This window comes from Streptomyces sp. NPDC054842 (genome assembly GCF_053611025.1).
In genome coordinates this window covers 296307-311533 of sequence record NZ_JBSGZN010000001.1, presented here as the reverse complement: position 1 = coordinate 311533, position 15227 = coordinate 296307, and the positions used below count along the sequence as shown (strand labels likewise).

Sequence of the window (15227 nt, the reverse complement as noted above, 5' to 3'; positions counted from 1 at the left end):
CGCGGTCGGCTCCGCGACATGAGCCTAACCGGCCCGGGGCGATCGGCCAGCCGGTCGACCACCCCATGGACAGAACCGAGAGTAAATTGTTTCCGAACGGAACAAAAACCTGTCCGGTACAGGCATCCGCGGGAGAGGGGCGCGTCCGGCGCGGGCACGAAAAAGCCCCGCTCCGATGCGTACGGGGGAACACGCACCGGAGCGGGGAGCCCGTGGGGACGGGGTGCCCCTCACAGGCTCTCCATGACGGGAGCCCGTGGGGGCGGGTGGCCCTCACGGGGTCTCCGTTGCGGAGCCCCGTATGAGGGGAGGGCCGTGGGCCGGCTGTGAGCCGGTTGCCGGCCGCGGTCCGCCGGAGGGCGGCCGGCGCCGGTGTCAGCTGAGGTGGAGCTGCTGGCCGGGGAAGATGAAGTCGGCGTCGTCGACGATGTCCTTGTTCAGCTTGAACAGCTTCTGCCAGCCGCCCTTGACGTTCTTCTCCGCGGCGATGGAGCTGAGGGTGTCGCCCTTGACGACCTTGTACTCGCCGTCGCCCTTCTCGACCTTCTTGCCGGTCGGGGTCTCGACGGTCTTCTTGGCCGTCTCACGCTCCGAGGAACGCGAGGCGCGCTGGTCCTGGGGCGCCTGCTGCTGCGGGGCCTGCTGCTGCGGCTGGGCCGTGCTCTGCGAGCCGGTGTCGGTCGCGGCGCCGCCGGTGGAGGCGCCGGACAGGCCGGTGCCGCAGGTCGGCCAGGCACCCTTGCCCTGCGCGGCCAGCACCTTCTCGGCGACCGCGATCTGCTGGGACTTGGAGGCCTGGTCGGCGGTGGAGGCGTAGGCCGAGCCGCCGTAGGCGGACCAGGTGGAGGCGGAGAACTGCAGGCCGCCGTAGTAACCGTTGCCGGTGTTGATCGACCAGTTGCCGCCGGACTCGCACTGCGCGACGGCGTCCCACTCGGAGGTGGTGGCGGCCGAGGCGTTGCCGGCCGCCATCAGCGGGGCGGCGATGGCGACACCGGTGACCCCCGCGAGCGCGGCGACACGGGTGGCCTTGGACGGGCGGCGGTGCTTGGCCTTGTTGTTACGCAGCATGAAGTGATCCCCTCACCGACGCCTGCGAGGTGAGCTGTCGGGTTCGGGCGGGTGAGTGCCCGGTCGTGCGCCCATGGCGCCCGACTTCACCCCAAGCCGTTTCCGGAGGTCTCTCAACTCCCGGGCCCGGCACTTACCTTGGGTCCCCCGCTCCTGCCTGCGGCGCTTACGCGACGACTGTTCCCGGGCGGCCGCTGGCAGGATTCGGCGTTGCGACCGTCGGGGCCCGCGATGGCGAGCGATCACGACCGTAGACACGCGACGGCCGGAATTTCAAAGACGATCAGGGCTTCTGAGACCCATCTCTCACTCTCACCAAACCGGACATTGCGGTGTGAACCATGACGCGAACTACCGCTGTTTTGTACCCGATTCGCCGCCTGACGACCGCTTAGTCTCCCGCGACCTCAAGGCTCTGACCGGGGAGGATGAGGTCCGGGTCGGAGCCGACCGTCTTCTCGTTCTCCGTGTACAGCTCGGTCCATCCGCCGCTGACCGCAAGGGAGTCGGCGATGCTCGTCAGACTGTCGCCGAGACGGACGGTGTAGGAGCCCTCGGAGGTGGAGTCGGAGGCGTCCGCGTCACGCGCGGCGTGACGGCCCGCGGAGTCCTTCTGGCGCCCCGCGTCCACACCGGTGTTCGAGGCACCCTCGGCGCTCGGGCCGCGGTGCTTGCCGGTGCCGGTCCCCTCGCTCGCGGGGGTGCTCGGCGTGGTGGAGGAGCCGCCGGTGGGGCCCGACTTGTCCGAGTCGTCAGCCTTTGCCTTGCCCTTGTCCGCGACACCGGAGTCCCCCGAGTCGTCGGCGCTCTCCTTCGGTGCCGGAGACGCGTCGGACTTCGCCGCCTTGCCGGACCCGGACGGGGACGGCTTGGCGTCGGCCCCGCCGGTCGACAGACCGTCCGAAGCGGACGACTCGCCCTTCGCGGACGAATCGGACGGCGAGGTGTCGGGGGACGGGGACGCGTCGTCGGCCACGCCCGTGTCGACCTCGACGGAACCCGAGTGCTTGCTGAGGCCGGAGAGCGGGCCGCAGGTGGGCCAGGCCGCCAGGCCCTGCCCGTCGAGCACCTTCTCGGCGACGGCTATCTGCTGCGAGCGGCTCGCCTCGTCGGGGCTGGGCGCGTAGGCGAGGCCGCCGTACTTCTCCCAGTTCTCCTGGGTCATCTGGAGGCCGCCGTAGAACCCGTTGGCGTTGTCGGCGCTCCAGGAGCCGCCGCTCTCGCACTCCGCGACCCGGTCCCACGTGGTGCCGTCGGCTGCGCTCGCGCCGGTGGCGCCGAGCAACGGGATGGCGATGGCCGATCCGGTGACGCCGGCCGCGACGATGATTGCCGGAGCCTGGCGGGGGCGACGGTGACGACCGTTCCCGGAGAGCATGCGGTGGGCCTTTCGGAGACAGCGGTGACAGACGCGACGGAAGATCCATCGCGTTGATGCGTGAACGTATCGGCACTCGAACGCTTGTCACAAGTCGATGCAGCGCAGATCACGTGAAGATCACAGTTTTGACGGTGCGTCATGTTTGACCGGGCGGTAGGCGTGTGCCGTCGACGTGCGAACTCCGTCCGTATGTCCGGGTTGCAGGAGTTCACCTCTGCCGACGCCGGCCGCGAAACGGATCGCGTGCCCTCCGGACGGGCACCCGTCCCCGCTACCGGGGCGGTGTGAACTCCACGGGAAGCGTGCGCAGTCCGCGCATGATGAGCCCGCCGCGCCAGCGCAGCTCGGCCGGGTCCGCGGCCAGCCGCAGGTCCGGGAGGCGGGTCAGGAGCGTCGCCAGGGCGGTCTGCCCCTCCAGCCGGGCGAGCGGCGCCCCGAGGCAGTAGTGGATGCCGTGCCCGTATCCCAGGTGCTGGTTGTCGCGGCGGGCGAGGTCCAGCGTGTCCGGGTGCTCGAACCGCTCCGGGTCGCGGTCGGCGGCCGCGAGGACGACCAGGACGGGGTCGCCCGCGGCGATGTCCTGCCCGCCGATCCGGACCGCCTCGGTCGCGAAGCGCCAGGTGGCCAGCTCGACGGGCCCGTCGTAGCGGAGGAGCTCCTCGACACCGGTCTCCAGCAGCGCGCTCTCCCCGGCGGCCAGGGAGTCCTGCAGTCGCCGCCGCTGCTCGGGGTGGGTGAGCAGCGCGTAGGTGCCGTTGCCGATCAGGTTCACGGTCGTCTCGAAGCCGGCGAACAGCAGGATGAAGGCCATCGCCGCGGCCTCGTTCTCCGTCAGGTGCTCGCCGTGGTCGGAGGCCCGGATCAGTCCGGAGATCAGGTCCTCACCGGGCCCCGGGACCTCCGGGAGCGCCTCGCGCTTGCGGTGGATCAGCTCGGCGAGGTAGCCCCGCATCTTCTTCACCGACCGGGCGACACCGCCGCGCGGCCCGCCGCCGTGCCGGATCATCATCCCGGCCCAGTCCCGGAAGTCGTCCTGGTCCTCGGGCGGGACGCCGAGGAGGTCGCAGATGGCGTAGATGGGGAGCGGGAAGGCGAAGTCGTGGATGAGGTCGGCCTCGCCCCGCTCGGCGAACCGGTCGATGAGCCGGTCGGTGAGCTCCTGGACGCGCGGCGCGAACTCGGCCACCCGCCGGGGCGTGAACGCCTTGCTGACCAGGCGGCGCAGGCGGGTGTGGTCCGGCGGGTCGATGTTCAGCAGATGCGTCATCAGCTCGGCCTTGCGCTCGCCCGGGATGCCGGTCTTGCCCTTGGCGTGCGCGGGTTCGTCGTGGTGCGCCGGGTTCTTGCTGAGCCGTCCGTCCGCGAGGGCCTGCCGGGCGTCCCCGTACCGGGTGACCAGCCAGGCCTCCACCCCGCTGGGCAGCCGCGTCCGGTGCACGGGAGCGTGCTCGCGCAGCCAGGCGTACGCCGGATACGGATCGGTGGCGAACTCCCAGCTGAACAGCTCGGGCACGGGCCCGGAGGCCCCGACGCCCGAGGCCCCGGCGGGGGCGGCGCCCGGGGCGGGGGCGCTCCCGGCGGGGACGTCGGCACCGGGGGCGGGGGTGCTGCCAGGAGTGCTGCCGGTGGGGGTGTTCCCGGCGGGGGCATTGCTCGTGCGTGCGGGCTGTACGGGGTCTTCGGTCACGCGTCGACGGTATCCGGCACCGGGGAGAGGGGGCCGGGGAGCGGTCGGGGAGCGCGGCGACGACGGGCGGGGGTGCTGGGGGGGGGAAGCGCGGCGGCGTCCGGCCGAGGGTTTGGGGGCGCTCGGGGAGCGGCGCGCCTTGGGGTACAGGGAGCCGGGGGAGCGTTCGGAAGCGCTGCGAAAACAGGCGGGGACCGGCGAGGTCGGGGAAGCGCCGCGGCGTCCGGCGCGGGTGCCGGGCGACGGTCGGGGAGCGGCGCGCCTTGCGGCACGGGGGGGCCGGGAGCCGTTGGAGAGCGGCGCTTCGTCCGGGCGGTAGCACCGTGCGGTTCGGGCGGGTGTGCGATCCGGCCATCCGGCGGGCCGGGTCGAACACCGGCCGCACGGTCGTGCGTGCGGCCGGAGGGACAGTTCCCGCGCGTTCCCGTCCCCTCGCGGACCGCCGCCGGACACCCTCGGACAAGGGTGTTCAGCGACGCCCTCCCCCGCGCCCGGACACTTCACCCCGGACTGTCCGCAAATAGCCCGCGACTTGACTTCGCGGCTCGCGACCTCCCTACATTCCGCCCGTGGACCCCGAAATACTCAGATCCAGCTTCGCGGTCGTCGAACGACGGGCCGAGTTCGCGGTCAAGTACTTCTACTCGCACCTGTTCCGGCACCACCCGGACATCCGCGGGCTCTTCCCGCTGGACTTCCCCGACGACATGCAGCGGCAGCGGGACCGGCTGTTCGCGGCCCTCACCCAGGTCGTGGGACGACTGGAGGACCCGACGCTGGCGGGGTACCTCGGGGAACTGGGACGGGACCACCGCAAGTACCTGGCGGATCCGGCGCACTACACGGCCGTCGGCACGAGCCTGATCGCCGCGTTCGCCGCGGTCGCGGGGTCGGCGTGGAACGCGGAGGTCGAGAAGGCGTGGGGAGAGGCGTACGCGACGATCGCGGACGCGATGCTCCAGGGCGCCTGGGCGGCGGAGAACGACGACGAACCTCCCTGGTGGGACGCCGAGATCGTCGCGCGCCGGCGGTACGGGGAGGACGTCGTCGTCCTGACGCTGCGGCCCGCCCGTCCCCTCACCCACCTCCCCGGTCAGTACGTCAGCGTCAACGTCCCCTACTTACCGGGGATTTGGCGCCCCTACTCGGTGGGCAACGCGCCCCGGCCCGACCGTACGCTCGACCTCCACGTCAGCAGGGTGGAGGGAGGGGTCCTGTCCACCGCCCTGGTGCGGCAGACCCGCGAGGGCGACGTGCTCCGGCTGGGCGCGCCGGGCGGCGGGCTGACGCTGCGGCCCCCGGAGGACCGGCCCGTCACCTTCGTCGCCGCCGGGACCGGCTGGGCGCCCGTCAAGGCCCTCCTGGAGCAACTGGTCCGGCTCGAAGGGCTCCGGGAAAGCGAACGGAGCCGGCGCGGCGAGCGAGGCCCGCGGAGCCGGTGCCCCGAGCGGCACGGACGGAACGGGCCGACCGAGTGGAGAGCGCGGACCGGACCCGGCGAAGACGCCGGGCACCACACAGACGCCGGGCACCGCGAACATCCCGACACCGAACACTCCGAGCGCAGTGAACACGCCGGGCCCGGTGAGGACGCCGGGCAGGGCGAGAACGCCGCGCAGCCCGGGCTCGCGGGGCGGGACGAAGCGCCGTACGACTCCCGCCTCTTCGTCGTGGCCCGCGATCTCGCCCACGTCTACGACCGCGCCTCCATCGAGGAGTTGCGCGCGCGTCTCCCCCGGCTGGCCGTCACCTTCATCACGCCCGCGCCCGGCCGGCCCAAGGCGCAGGCCACCGAGCGCCTGCTCACGGCCCTCGGAAACCGCGCCAACTGGGCCCAGCACGACGTGTATCTCGCCGGACCGGCCAAGCTCGTCGAGGAGATCGGCGACGCCCTCCCCGCCCTCGGCACCGCGCCCGAGCGGATCTTCCACGACCTGCTCCCGACCGTGCGGGAGTCCGACCCCCGGCCCTCGGGCCCCGCCGAGTGGTTCCTGGACCGGACGCGACCGAGCTGGCACAACCCGTCGGGCCGCGAGCCCGGCCACTGACCGGATCCGCCCCGGCACAGACACGGTGCCGGCACCGGCACCCGGGCCCGCACCGGCACTGACAGAGGTCCCGCCCCTGGTCCCGCAGCACCGGAAGTCCCGGAGCCTCGGGGGCCCGACGTCCTGCAACTCCACAGCCTCACGGCGCCGACAGTCCCGGAGCGGGGCAACCCCGCACCCCTGCGTGCCGGCCCCGAAGCCCGCCCCCGAAGCCCGCCGCCCCGGATTCCCGTGACCCTCAGCTCTCGCCCACGTCGCCCGTTCCCGACTCCTCCGTCGCTCTGATCGCGTCCCGGTAGGCGCGGGCCGCCGCGCGCAGGGCCGTCTCCGGGTCGACGCCGGCCTCCTCGGCGCGTGCCGCCGCGGCCAGCAGCTCGTACCCGACGCCCTCGCCCCGGGGCAGCGGGACGTCGAGGCCGGCCGTGCGGACGCGCGAGGCGAGCTTCGCCGCCAGCGCCAGACCGGGCTGCCCGAGGGGGATGCCCTCCGTCACCGAGGTACGGCGCTTCTCCTCCGCCTTGGTGCGCATCCAGTGCTCCTTGACCTCCTCGGGGGTCGTGGCGGACGCGTCCCCGAAGACGTGGGGGTGGCGGTGGATGAGCTTGGTGACGATGCCGCCCGCCACGTCGTCGATCGAGAAGGGCTCGGAGCCGTCCTCGGGGCTGCCCTCCTCCGCGATCCGGGCGTGGAAGACGACCTGGAGCAGGACGTCGCCGAGTTCTTCCCGCAGCTCGTCCCGGTCGCCCTCCTCGATGGCCTCGACCAGCTCGTACGCCTCCTCGATGCCGTACTTCGCGAGGCCCTGGTGGGTCTGCCGGGACGACCACGGGCACTCGACGCGGATGCGGTCCATGACCTGGACGAGGTCCAGGAGCCGGGCGCCCGGCAGGTCGTACGAGGCGGGGAGCAGCTCCAGCTCCGGCATCTGCACGCGTCCGCTACCGGCCAGACGCGCGAGTCCGTCGGTCAGCCGCGGTTCGCCCTCGCCGGTGGCGACGACGACCACCGTGCGTCCGCCCGCGCAGTGGTCGAGCAGTTCCTCGGCGGTCGGGGACGCCTCGTCGACCGGGACGCCCGCCTCGCGCAGGTACGGCAGCTGGGGGTGCGCGCCGTCCGCGCACAGGACGCGGTCGGCCGCGTGCAGCGCCTGCCAGGCCGGCCAGGACAACAGCCCGGGCGCGACGCGGTGGCTGGTGGTGAGCAGGACGATACGGCCGGGGGCGCCGGTGCCGGGCACGGAGGTGTCGGGGCCGGGTGCGGCGCCGGTCCCGGAGCCGCTCGCGTTCGGATCGCCGTCGAGGCTGGTTGCGTTCACCCTTCGAACGTAACCCACCCGGCCGACACCCCCGGCGGTTGTCCACAGGCAGCGGCCGCCCGCCGGCGGGCTGAACCGTTTGTCCACAGCCCACCGGCCGCGTGGCCAGGGTTTCTCGCGATGGTCAGGCCGGTCGTAGCCGACGGTTCGTCCCGCTCGGCCGGCTCGATCCGGACGACGGCCTAGGCGGGCTTCTGGGCCGCCGCCGTGATGTCCCGCAGCCACGGGGTCTTCGCGTCGACGCGGCTGCTCTTCTCGACGTCCCAGGTGCCGTAGCGGGGGTTCAGGTCGACGTGCAGCTTCTTGGAGGCGTCGGACATGGCCTTCCAGAACGTGGCCTTGCCCGCCTCGGTGTTCATGTCGGCGCCGAGCGCGGCGGCGAGCTTCTGCGCCTCGATCTCGGTGCGGAGGCTGTCGTCGAGACGCTGGGGAGCGACGCCGTACTGCTGGAGCCAGGCCGTCTCCAGCGCCTTGGCGCCGCCCGCCTGCCGTTCCAGGCCGGCGCGCATCTGCTGGGTGTCCTTGCGGGTGACGCGCACGCCCGCGTCCTCGGCGGCGCGTGCCAGGACCCGGTCCAGGACCAGGCTGTGCAGGGTGTCGCGGGTCAGGCTGCCGGTCTTGGCGACGGCCTGCTCGTACTGGGCGTCGTCCTTGGTGGCGTCCCGCTGTGCCACGCGTACCTCGTTCACCCGGCTCTCCAGCTGGCCGACCGTGATCCGCTGGCCGCCCACGACGGCCGCGGCGCCGGGGTGCGCGTCGCTGCCGCAGGCGGTGAGCAGGGGGGCCGCGGCGATGATCGCGGCGGAGAGGACGAGCGCGGTGCGACGGCGGCGGTGCAAGGAAGCCTCCCGAGGAGATTGTGCGACGGTGCACAAGGTCTTGCGGTGATCGATGTTAGGCAGTGGCTCAGCTCTCGGCCACCCATTCGACCAACGATTCGCGAGGACTTCGGGCACCCTCGCGCCCGCGTGTCCGCCGCCGGACCGCCGGACCGGCCCCGGCACCCCTGCCGACGCGGACCCGGCGGCAGGGGTGCCGGGGCCGGCCGGGCGGGGCGTCAGCCCGTGATCGCCACCGGTGCGTCCCAGGCGTCGCGGTCCACGGTGATCGTGTAACCGCCGCGCGACTCCTTGCTGTTGACCATGTACTGGTGGGCGCGGCTGTGGTTCGTCCAGCGGTCGGCCGCGAACGGCCAGTCGGCGGTCGTGGTGTTCTGCTTGTCCCACAGCGCGTACCAGAGGTTGCCCGGCAGGTCGGTGCGGTCGGCCGCGTCGGCGATCGCCTTGGCGCTGGAACTGCGGAAGCCGTAGAACCCGGTGCGGTACGTCTTGGCGTGCAGGGTCTGGTCGAAGGCGCGGACGTAGACCTGGCTGCCCGCCTTCATGCCGCGCGCGTGGCGGCGTCCGGCGGCTCGGTCAGCCGCGGACCTGGCCCAGCCACTGGAGGGTGCGGCGGACCTCCGCGGCGACCGGATGCCCGGGGCCCTTCAGCCGCTCGACGTCGTGCAGCAGCCGGGCCAGGGTGTCGTGGGCGGCGGGCCGGTCGCCGAGGGCGAGCAGCAGGTGGCCGATGCGGCGGCGGACCTCCAGGGACAGCTCGGGGTCGCCGGCGACGTACTGGTTCTCGTAGTACGGCAGCAGGGCGCGGTACTCGGCGAGCGCGGCGGCGGGTTCGCCGAGCTGTTCCAGGCACTGGGCGGCCTCGTAGCGGAAGCGCAGCGACTGCGTGTCGGCCTGTCCGGCCTCGGCGGCCCGCTCGTCGGCGAGGCGGCGCAGCTCGGGCAGGGCACGGCGGTACTGGCCGTCGTCCATGAGGGTGGCCGCGTACTGCTTGCGCAGGGTGCGCACGACGGGCGAGTGCTCGCCGTGCTGGGCGGCGGCGGCCGGGAGGATCGCGCCGAGGATGTCGACGGCCTGGGTGATGCGGCCCTCGCCGAGCAGCCGCTTGACCTCGTCGACGGCACCGGCGACGTCGGGCTTCTCGACCCCGGTCGTTGCCGCGGCCGCCGCGGACGGCTGCGGCGCGGGGATGCGGGCGCGGTCCGGCCAGGGCGCGTGCGGGCGCAGGAAGGGGCGCGTGGGGTCGAGCGGCGCGCCCGAGGGCATGCCGCGCGCGGGCAGCAGCGGCAGCAACTGCTCGTACGTCTCCTGAGCGGAGCCGGGGCGGTGCTGCGGGTCCTTGGCGAGCAGCCGCAGCACCAGGTGCTCCAGGGCCTCCGGCACCTCGGGCCGCATCCGGCGCACGGGGAGCGGCGGCTCGTAGAGGTGGCGGTGCAGGACGCCGAGGGCGGTGGAACCCGAGAACGGCACGTCCCCGCTGAGGAGTTCGTGCATCAGCACACCGAGCGCGTACAGGTCGGTGTACGGGCCGACCGCGCCGCCCATCGCCTGCTCGGGCGCCATGTAGGCGGGGCTGCCGATGGGCGAGCCGGTGTGCGTGAGGCGGGTGGTGTCGGTGTCCATGACGGACGCGACGCCGAGGTCGAGGACGGTGACCGTGCCGTCCTGCTTGACCATCACGTTCCGCGGCTTCAGGTCGCGGTGGACGATCGGCACCGCGTGCACGGCGGAGAGCACGGCGCACAGCTGCGCGGCGACGGCGACCGCCCACTGCCAGGGGTAGGGGTCGTGCTCGGCGAGGTGGTCGGAGAGGTCGGCTCCGTCGACGTACTGCATGACGAGGAACAGTTCCTCGCCCTCGCTGCCCGCGTCGTGGACGGTGACGAGACCGGGGTGGTCGACCTGCGCGGTGACGCGGCACTCGCGCACGAAGCGGCGGCGCAGTTCGTCGGCCTCCTGGCCCGCGACCTTGTCGGGGCGCAGCAGCTTGACGGCGACACGCCGGTCCAGGCGCCGGTCGTACGCCGTCCAGACCTGGCCCATGCCGCCCTGCCCGATGAGCGTGGACAGCTCGTAGCGGTCGGCGACCACGCGTCCCGTCGCCACGCTCACCTGCCGTCCTCGTGGCCGCCGTCGTGCTTGCGCAGGTAGTCGCTGAGCTCGTCGAGCTCGGCGCGCACCTGGTCGATCCGGGCGGGAGCGGGACGCGTGGGCGGGGCGGGCGTGCCGGGCACGGGGGTCTCCGGCACGGGGGTGTGCGCGAAGGGCGTGTGCGGCACGGGGGTCGCGGGGTGCGCGACGGGGTACGGCGCGGGCTGGGGGTAGCCGTAGTGCGCGGCGTGCGGCTGCGGCGGCACATAGCCGGTCACGGGGAGCCGGGCGTAGTGGCGGATGTCCGCGAACAGGAAGTAGGCGGTGCAGGCGACGGCGTTCAGCAGCAGGATGATCATGCCGACGTTGCCGTTCGGGCTGCTGAAGTCGTCGGTGCGGTCGGTGCTGAGGAACGCGAAGCTGATGCCGAGGACCACGAGCGAACCCACGAAGATCCACCAGTCCGCGGCGCGGCGGGTGACGATGGCGACCCGCAACAACGAGACCCAGGCGAGGAATCCGATGGTCAGCAGCGGCACCGCCGCGAAGATCACACGCAGCACGACCAGCGCCCCGGTCGAGGGTCGCTTCGGCGGAGGCGGCGCGTAGCCGTGGCCGTGCATGGCTGCTCCCGGAGGGCCTGATGGGATGGACAGGTGAGCTGGAAGTCCGAGCGTATAGGCCGACAAGCGTCACCGGTCCCGGGTTGTACCGAACCGTTGTCGTGCTGATCACGTCGTGCCGTGCCGTGCGGCTCAGCCGGGCGCGACCGTGCCGTCCGTCAGCCCGTCGTACATGCCCCGTACGAGCTGCTCGCCGAGGCGGCCGGCGAGCCTGAGCGCGTCCTCGAACTCGCTGAGCGCGCGGAACCGCTCGCCGTAGCGGCGCTGTTGGCCGAGCGGGAGCCGGGGCAGCTGGAGGCGGCGCACGTCGAGCCGGGTCGCGGTGGACGCGTAGCTGCTGGCCTGCCGGTTGTTGGCGGTGCCGCGCAGGAAGCCGGCCAGGAACCACGGGTCGAGCGCGGTCAGGTCGGGGCGCAGCAGGGTGAGGTTGCGGCCGAGGGCGGCTCCCGCGGTCCGCTCGTCGACGACGCGTGCGATCGACCCGCCGCCGAGCACGGGCACGACGACGTCGCCCGCCTCGACCAGGACGGCTTCCTCCTCGCCCTCGGGCAGGGTGCCGGAGGGCGCGGTGCCGGCGAGGACGTCGTGGTCGGTGAGCACGGGCACGCGCGCGGGAGCGCTGCTGCCGCCGGTGCGCAGCAACAGGGCGCCGCCGCGCGCCAGTTCGCCGACGGTGGTGAGCGGCCAGTGCGCCGGTCCGTCCTCCCCGGCGGCCTGCGGTGCCAGGTCGGCGGTCAGCCGCAGGGTCTCCCCGAGGCGTTCGCGCACGGTCGCGAGCTGTTCGGCGCCGCCGGCCTCGGCGGGCGGCGGCAGATGACGGGCGGGAGCGAGGTCCACGTCGTCGTCGAGGAGGTCGATGACCGGCACGGAACGGCTGAGGCCGGGGCGCTCGGGGGCCGTCCCGGTGCGCTCGTAGGGCCGCCAGGCGTCCAGGACGGCGGTGCGCACGGCCTGCCAGTCGAGGCCGGCCCGGCCGCCGCCGGTCTCCCGGACCCGCTCGGCCGGGGAGCCCCCCGCCTCGGCGGGCGCGGCGGTGTCGGCGAGCAGCAGCTCGGGCTGCGCGGGCGCCTTCCCGGGCCGGCGCAGCACCCACAGGTGAAGGGGGATGTTGTACGGCGGCGCGGCACCGGCCGGCAGGGCGATCACGGCGCGCAGGGCGCCGCGGCGCAGCAGGTCGGCGCGGATCCGGCGGCCGGAGCGGCGGGAGGCGGCGGCGGGAGGCATGAGCAGGACGGCGGTGCCGCCCTCCCGGAGCCGGGCCAGCGCGTGCTGGACCCAGGCCAGCTCGGACTCGGTGCGGGCCGGGAAGCCGTACTCCCAGCGGGCGTCGTAGGCCAGTTCGTCGTGGCCCCAGTTGCGTTCGTTGAACGGCGGGTGGCACAGCACCACGTCGGCGCGCACGCTCTCGTGTGCGTCCGCGCGCAGGGTGTCGCCGGCGGCGGTGCGGACGGCCGCCCGTGTGTGCAGGGCCAGCCGCAGCGCGGTCAGCGCGGCCAGTTCGGGGGCGCTGTCCTGCCCGTACAGCTCCTGGCCCGGTTCGGCTCCCACCGCGCGCAGCAGGGCGCCGGTGCCGCAGGCCGGGTCGAGCACGGTGCGGGCGGGGCCGGCGAGTTCGGCCATCAGCGTGGCGAGGCCGCCGGGGGTGAGGGTGTACTGCCGCGGGTTGGCGTCCAGATGCCGGCCGAGCAGGAACTCGTACGTCTGCCGCGCGCCGAGTTCCGCGGCGAGTTCGGCGGCGCCGCGCAACAGGGGTGCCGACGGCAGGAGTTCGGCGGCGGAGGGGGTGGAAACGGCGCGGTCGCGCGGGGCGCCGAAGCGCGGGGTCAGCACCTGTTCGAGGGCGGCGGGCAGGAGTCCGGCGAGCCGCTCGTCGGAGGTCGCGCTCAGCTCCAGCCACACGGTGGGCCGGTCGTGGATGAGCAGGAGGCCGCAGCCCGCGTGCACGAGGGCGGTCACCGGTCCGTCGGGGTGGCCCGCGAGGTGCTGCCACACGCGCTCGCGCAACGGGACCTCGGCGAGCTTGCCCTGGTCGCGCAGCCATGCCTCGACCTCGGGCAGCGCGAAGGACGGGCTGCTCTCGGTGCCGCCGACGGGCTTGGGGAAGTCGGCGTGGCGGCGGCGCCAGTTGCTGACGGCCGCACGGCCGACCCCGGCGAGCCGCGCGATACCGGCGGCGGTCACCTCTGTCCCGTTCTCCTGCACGCGCCCGGCTCCCCTCTACCTGTCGTGTGGCGTCGAGCATACCGGCGTACGCAAGATCTACCGATTCACGGCCGTGTACACAAGAGGTTCTGTGAACCGTGTTGACTCGGTTCACATGGTCTGCTGTGATTGACCCATCGAACGGCGCCGCCGTCGCAGCGCCCAGCGCCTCGCGTCGGGCCGGCCCCGTGCGTCCACCGTCCACCTCTCACCTGGAGGAACTCCCATGCGCCGAACCGCACTTGCCGCTGTCTGCCTCGCCGCCGCGGCCACCCTGAGCCTCACCGGCTGCCAGTCCGGCGAGGACAAGGCGGACAACAAGCCGAAGGGTCCGTTCGCCGGACTGACCGGCGGCGAGATCGCCGAACGCGCCGTGAAGGCCACCAAGAACGCCGAGTCGCTCCGCATGAAGGGGGACGTCCCCGACGAGGAGAGCGGCGGCACCATCCGGCTCGACATGGCCATGGACACGAAGGGCCAGTGCGCCGGCACCGTCGGCCTCGGGGACAAGGGCCAGGCCGAACTCATCAAGACCGGCGACACCCTCTACATGAAGTACGACGAGGCGTTCCTGCGCGAGCAGGGCAAGGGCGACTCGAAGGAGGAGACCGAGGGCGTCGTGGAACTGCTCGCGGGCCGCTGGACCAAGATGGCCGCGACCAGCGCGGACGCCAAGGAGATGGCGAGCTTCTGCGACCTCGACACGGTGCTCGCCGAGACCGGGAACGTGAACTCCGACGCCACCCGCGGCAAGACCTCGTCGGTCGACGGCACCCCGGCGATCCTCCTGCACGAGAAGGACGGCAAGGACCGCTACACCACCTACGTGGCGACCGAGGGCAAGCCGTACATCCTGAAGGTCGTCAGCAAGTCCGCCAAGGACCCGGGCACCCTGACCTTCAGCGACTACGACGAGCCGGTCCCGGCCGACGCCCCCAAGGGCAAGGTCATGGACCTGGACAAGCTCGGCTAGGACCGCGCCCGCCGCAAGCCGCCCGAGCGGCCGCCCCGGCCCACCGGACCGGACAGCCCGTCCGGCCGCAGCGGACCGCCGGGGCTCGCGTCGGAAACACCGGGCTCGCGCTCAACCGAGTCCCGATTCGCGGGACTTGCACCGGGGTATCGCGTCCCGCCGGGGACCGAGTGGTACGACTACACCGGGGTCGCGTCCCACGGCACCGCAACGGCGTTCGCGTCGGGGACGGTCAGCCCGCGTGGAAGCGTTCCGGTGCCCGGGTCGGGTTTCCGCCCTCCGGGAGCTTCTGGCCGGGGCAGCCCGAGAGCACCCGCTTCATGGCGGCCTTCTCGGCGCCGGTGACCCACAGCCCGTACTTCCTCTTCACGGCCACCTGGGCGGCGACGTACGTGCAGCGGTAGCGCTTGTTGGGCGGCAGCCACGTCGCCGTGTCGCCGTCACCCTTGCTGCGGTTCGTCCCGGCGTCGACGGCGAGCAGGTTGAGCGGATCGTTGGCCAGCGCGATGCGCTTGCTCGCCTCCCACTTCTGGGCGCCCTTCTGCCAGGCGTCGGAGAGCGCGACCAGGTGGTCTATGTCCACCTGGCTGCGGCCGCGCGCGAACTCCACGTCCTTGCCCGTGTAGGGATCCGGGTCCAGCCTTCCCGAGCTGACCTTGCACTTGCCGTCGCTGAACTTCACGTCCTCCAGGTCCCGTTTGAGGATGTCGTCCCGGGTGTCGCAGCGGTTGGAGTCCGTGTCGGCCCACGCGGTGCCGAACCGATCACGGTCGTAACCGGTCTTCGGCGCACGCCCCTTGACGGTCAGCGAGTCCACGGCGGTGAGCGCGGCGCCGCCGGCCGCCGTGTCCTCGGGTCCCGCGACACCCGTCGTCTGCTCCGCGCAGCCGCTGACGGCCAGCAGCACCAGAACAGCGGCGGCCACCCCACCCCTCGGACGCACCACGACACCCCTCCCCTTGCGCTGTCGAGCCACCCCGCACGGGCGGTCCTCGCT

General features: G+C 73.3%; 11 protein-coding genes, 1 pseudogene and 1 riboswitch. Of the genes and pseudogenes, 2 read left to right on the top strand and 10 right to left on the bottom strand.

The features are described 5' to 3' along the window. Nucleotides 1-375: 375 nt before the first annotated feature. From ACWGIS_RS01320 to ACWGIS_RS01310, 3 genes are all read right to left on the bottom strand, one after another. Entirely contained in the window at nt 376-1071 is a 696-nt protein-coding gene (locus ACWGIS_RS01320; protein ID WP_453360340.1) for a transglycosylase family protein, read from the bottom strand. Between the two features lie 4 nt (nt 1072-1075). After that, a riboswitch (cyclic di-AMP (ydaO/yuaA leader) is annotated at nt 1076-1246 on the bottom strand. Between the two features lie 216 nt (nt 1247-1462). Beyond that, nucleotides 1463-2449: a transglycosylase family protein gene (locus ACWGIS_RS01315; RefSeq protein ID WP_453360339.1), complete on the bottom strand. Its 987-nt coding sequence runs from the start codon at nt 2447-2449 to the stop codon at nt 1463-1465. A 274-nt stretch (nt 2450-2723) separates the two neighbouring features. Continuing rightward, nucleotides 2724-3965 carry a cytochrome P450 family protein gene (locus ACWGIS_RS01310; RefSeq protein ID WP_453360418.1) on the bottom strand — a complete coding sequence of 414 codons (1242 nt, stop codon included), beginning with the start codon at nt 3963-3965 and terminating at the stop codon, nt 2724-2726. Nucleotides 3966-4708: 743 nt separating this feature from the next. Here ACWGIS_RS01310 and ACWGIS_RS01305 point away from each other — a divergent pair. Continuing rightward, nucleotides 4709-6187: a globin domain-containing protein gene (locus ACWGIS_RS01305; RefSeq protein ID WP_453360338.1), complete on the top strand. Its 1479-nt coding sequence runs from the start codon at nt 4709-4711 to the stop codon at nt 6185-6187. A 238-nt stretch (nt 6188-6425) separates the two neighbouring features. Here ACWGIS_RS01305 and ACWGIS_RS01300 read toward each other — a convergent pair whose 3' ends face one another. The 6 genes and pseudogenes from ACWGIS_RS01300 to ACWGIS_RS01275 all read right to left on the bottom strand — a co-directional run bounded on the left by ACWGIS_RS01300 (nt 6426) and on the right by ACWGIS_RS01275 (nt 13257). Beyond that, complete coding sequence (locus ACWGIS_RS01300; protein ID WP_453360417.1) at nt 6426-7424, bottom strand: nucleoside triphosphate pyrophosphohydrolase; 999 nt, start codon at nt 7422-7424, stop codon at nt 6426-6428. Nucleotides 7425-7684: 260 nt separating this feature from the next. After that, nucleotides 7685-8341 (bottom strand): SurA N-terminal domain-containing protein, encoded by a 657-nt coding sequence (locus ACWGIS_RS01295; RefSeq protein WP_453360337.1) that lies wholly within the window; start codon nt 8339-8341, stop codon nt 7685-7687. A 218-nt stretch (nt 8342-8559) separates the two neighbouring features. Further along, nucleotides 8560-8958 (bottom strand): annotated as a pseudogene (locus tag ACWGIS_RS01290) (glycoside hydrolase domain-containing protein); the annotation flags it as partial. Further along, nucleotides 8918-10411, bottom strand: a complete 1494-nt coding sequence (locus tag ACWGIS_RS01285) for a protein kinase domain-containing protein (protein WP_453360416.1) — start codon at nt 10409-10411, stop codon at nt 8918-8920. The gene ACWGIS_RS01285 and the pseudogene ACWGIS_RS01290, both read right to left, overlap by 41 nt. Before the next feature lie 38 nt (nt 10412-10449). After that, complete coding sequence (locus ACWGIS_RS01280) at nt 10450-11055, bottom strand: hypothetical protein (RefSeq protein ID WP_453360336.1); 606 nt, start codon at nt 11053-11055, stop codon at nt 10450-10452. 132 nt (nt 11056-11187) lie between these two features. Next, nucleotides 11188-13257, bottom strand: a complete 2070-nt coding sequence (locus ACWGIS_RS01275) for an N-6 DNA methylase (protein WP_453360335.1) — start codon at nt 13255-13257, stop codon at nt 11188-11190. 226 nt (nt 13258-13483) lie between these two features. On the opposite strand from ACWGIS_RS01275, the gene ACWGIS_RS01270 reads away from it, so the two are divergent. Beyond that, nucleotides 13484-14230 carry a hypothetical protein gene (locus tag ACWGIS_RS01270; protein WP_453360334.1) on the top strand — a complete coding sequence of 249 codons (747 nt, stop codon included), beginning with the start codon at nt 13484-13486 and terminating at the stop codon, nt 14228-14230. 232 nt (nt 14231-14462) lie between these two features. Here the strand turns inward: ACWGIS_RS01270 and ACWGIS_RS01265 are convergent, their stop codons facing one another. Further along, a complete protein-coding gene (locus tag ACWGIS_RS01265) occupies nt 14463-15176 on the bottom strand; it encodes an HNH endonuclease family protein (protein WP_453360333.1) in 714 nt (237 codons plus the stop codon). Nucleotides 15177-15227 lie beyond the last annotated feature (51 nt).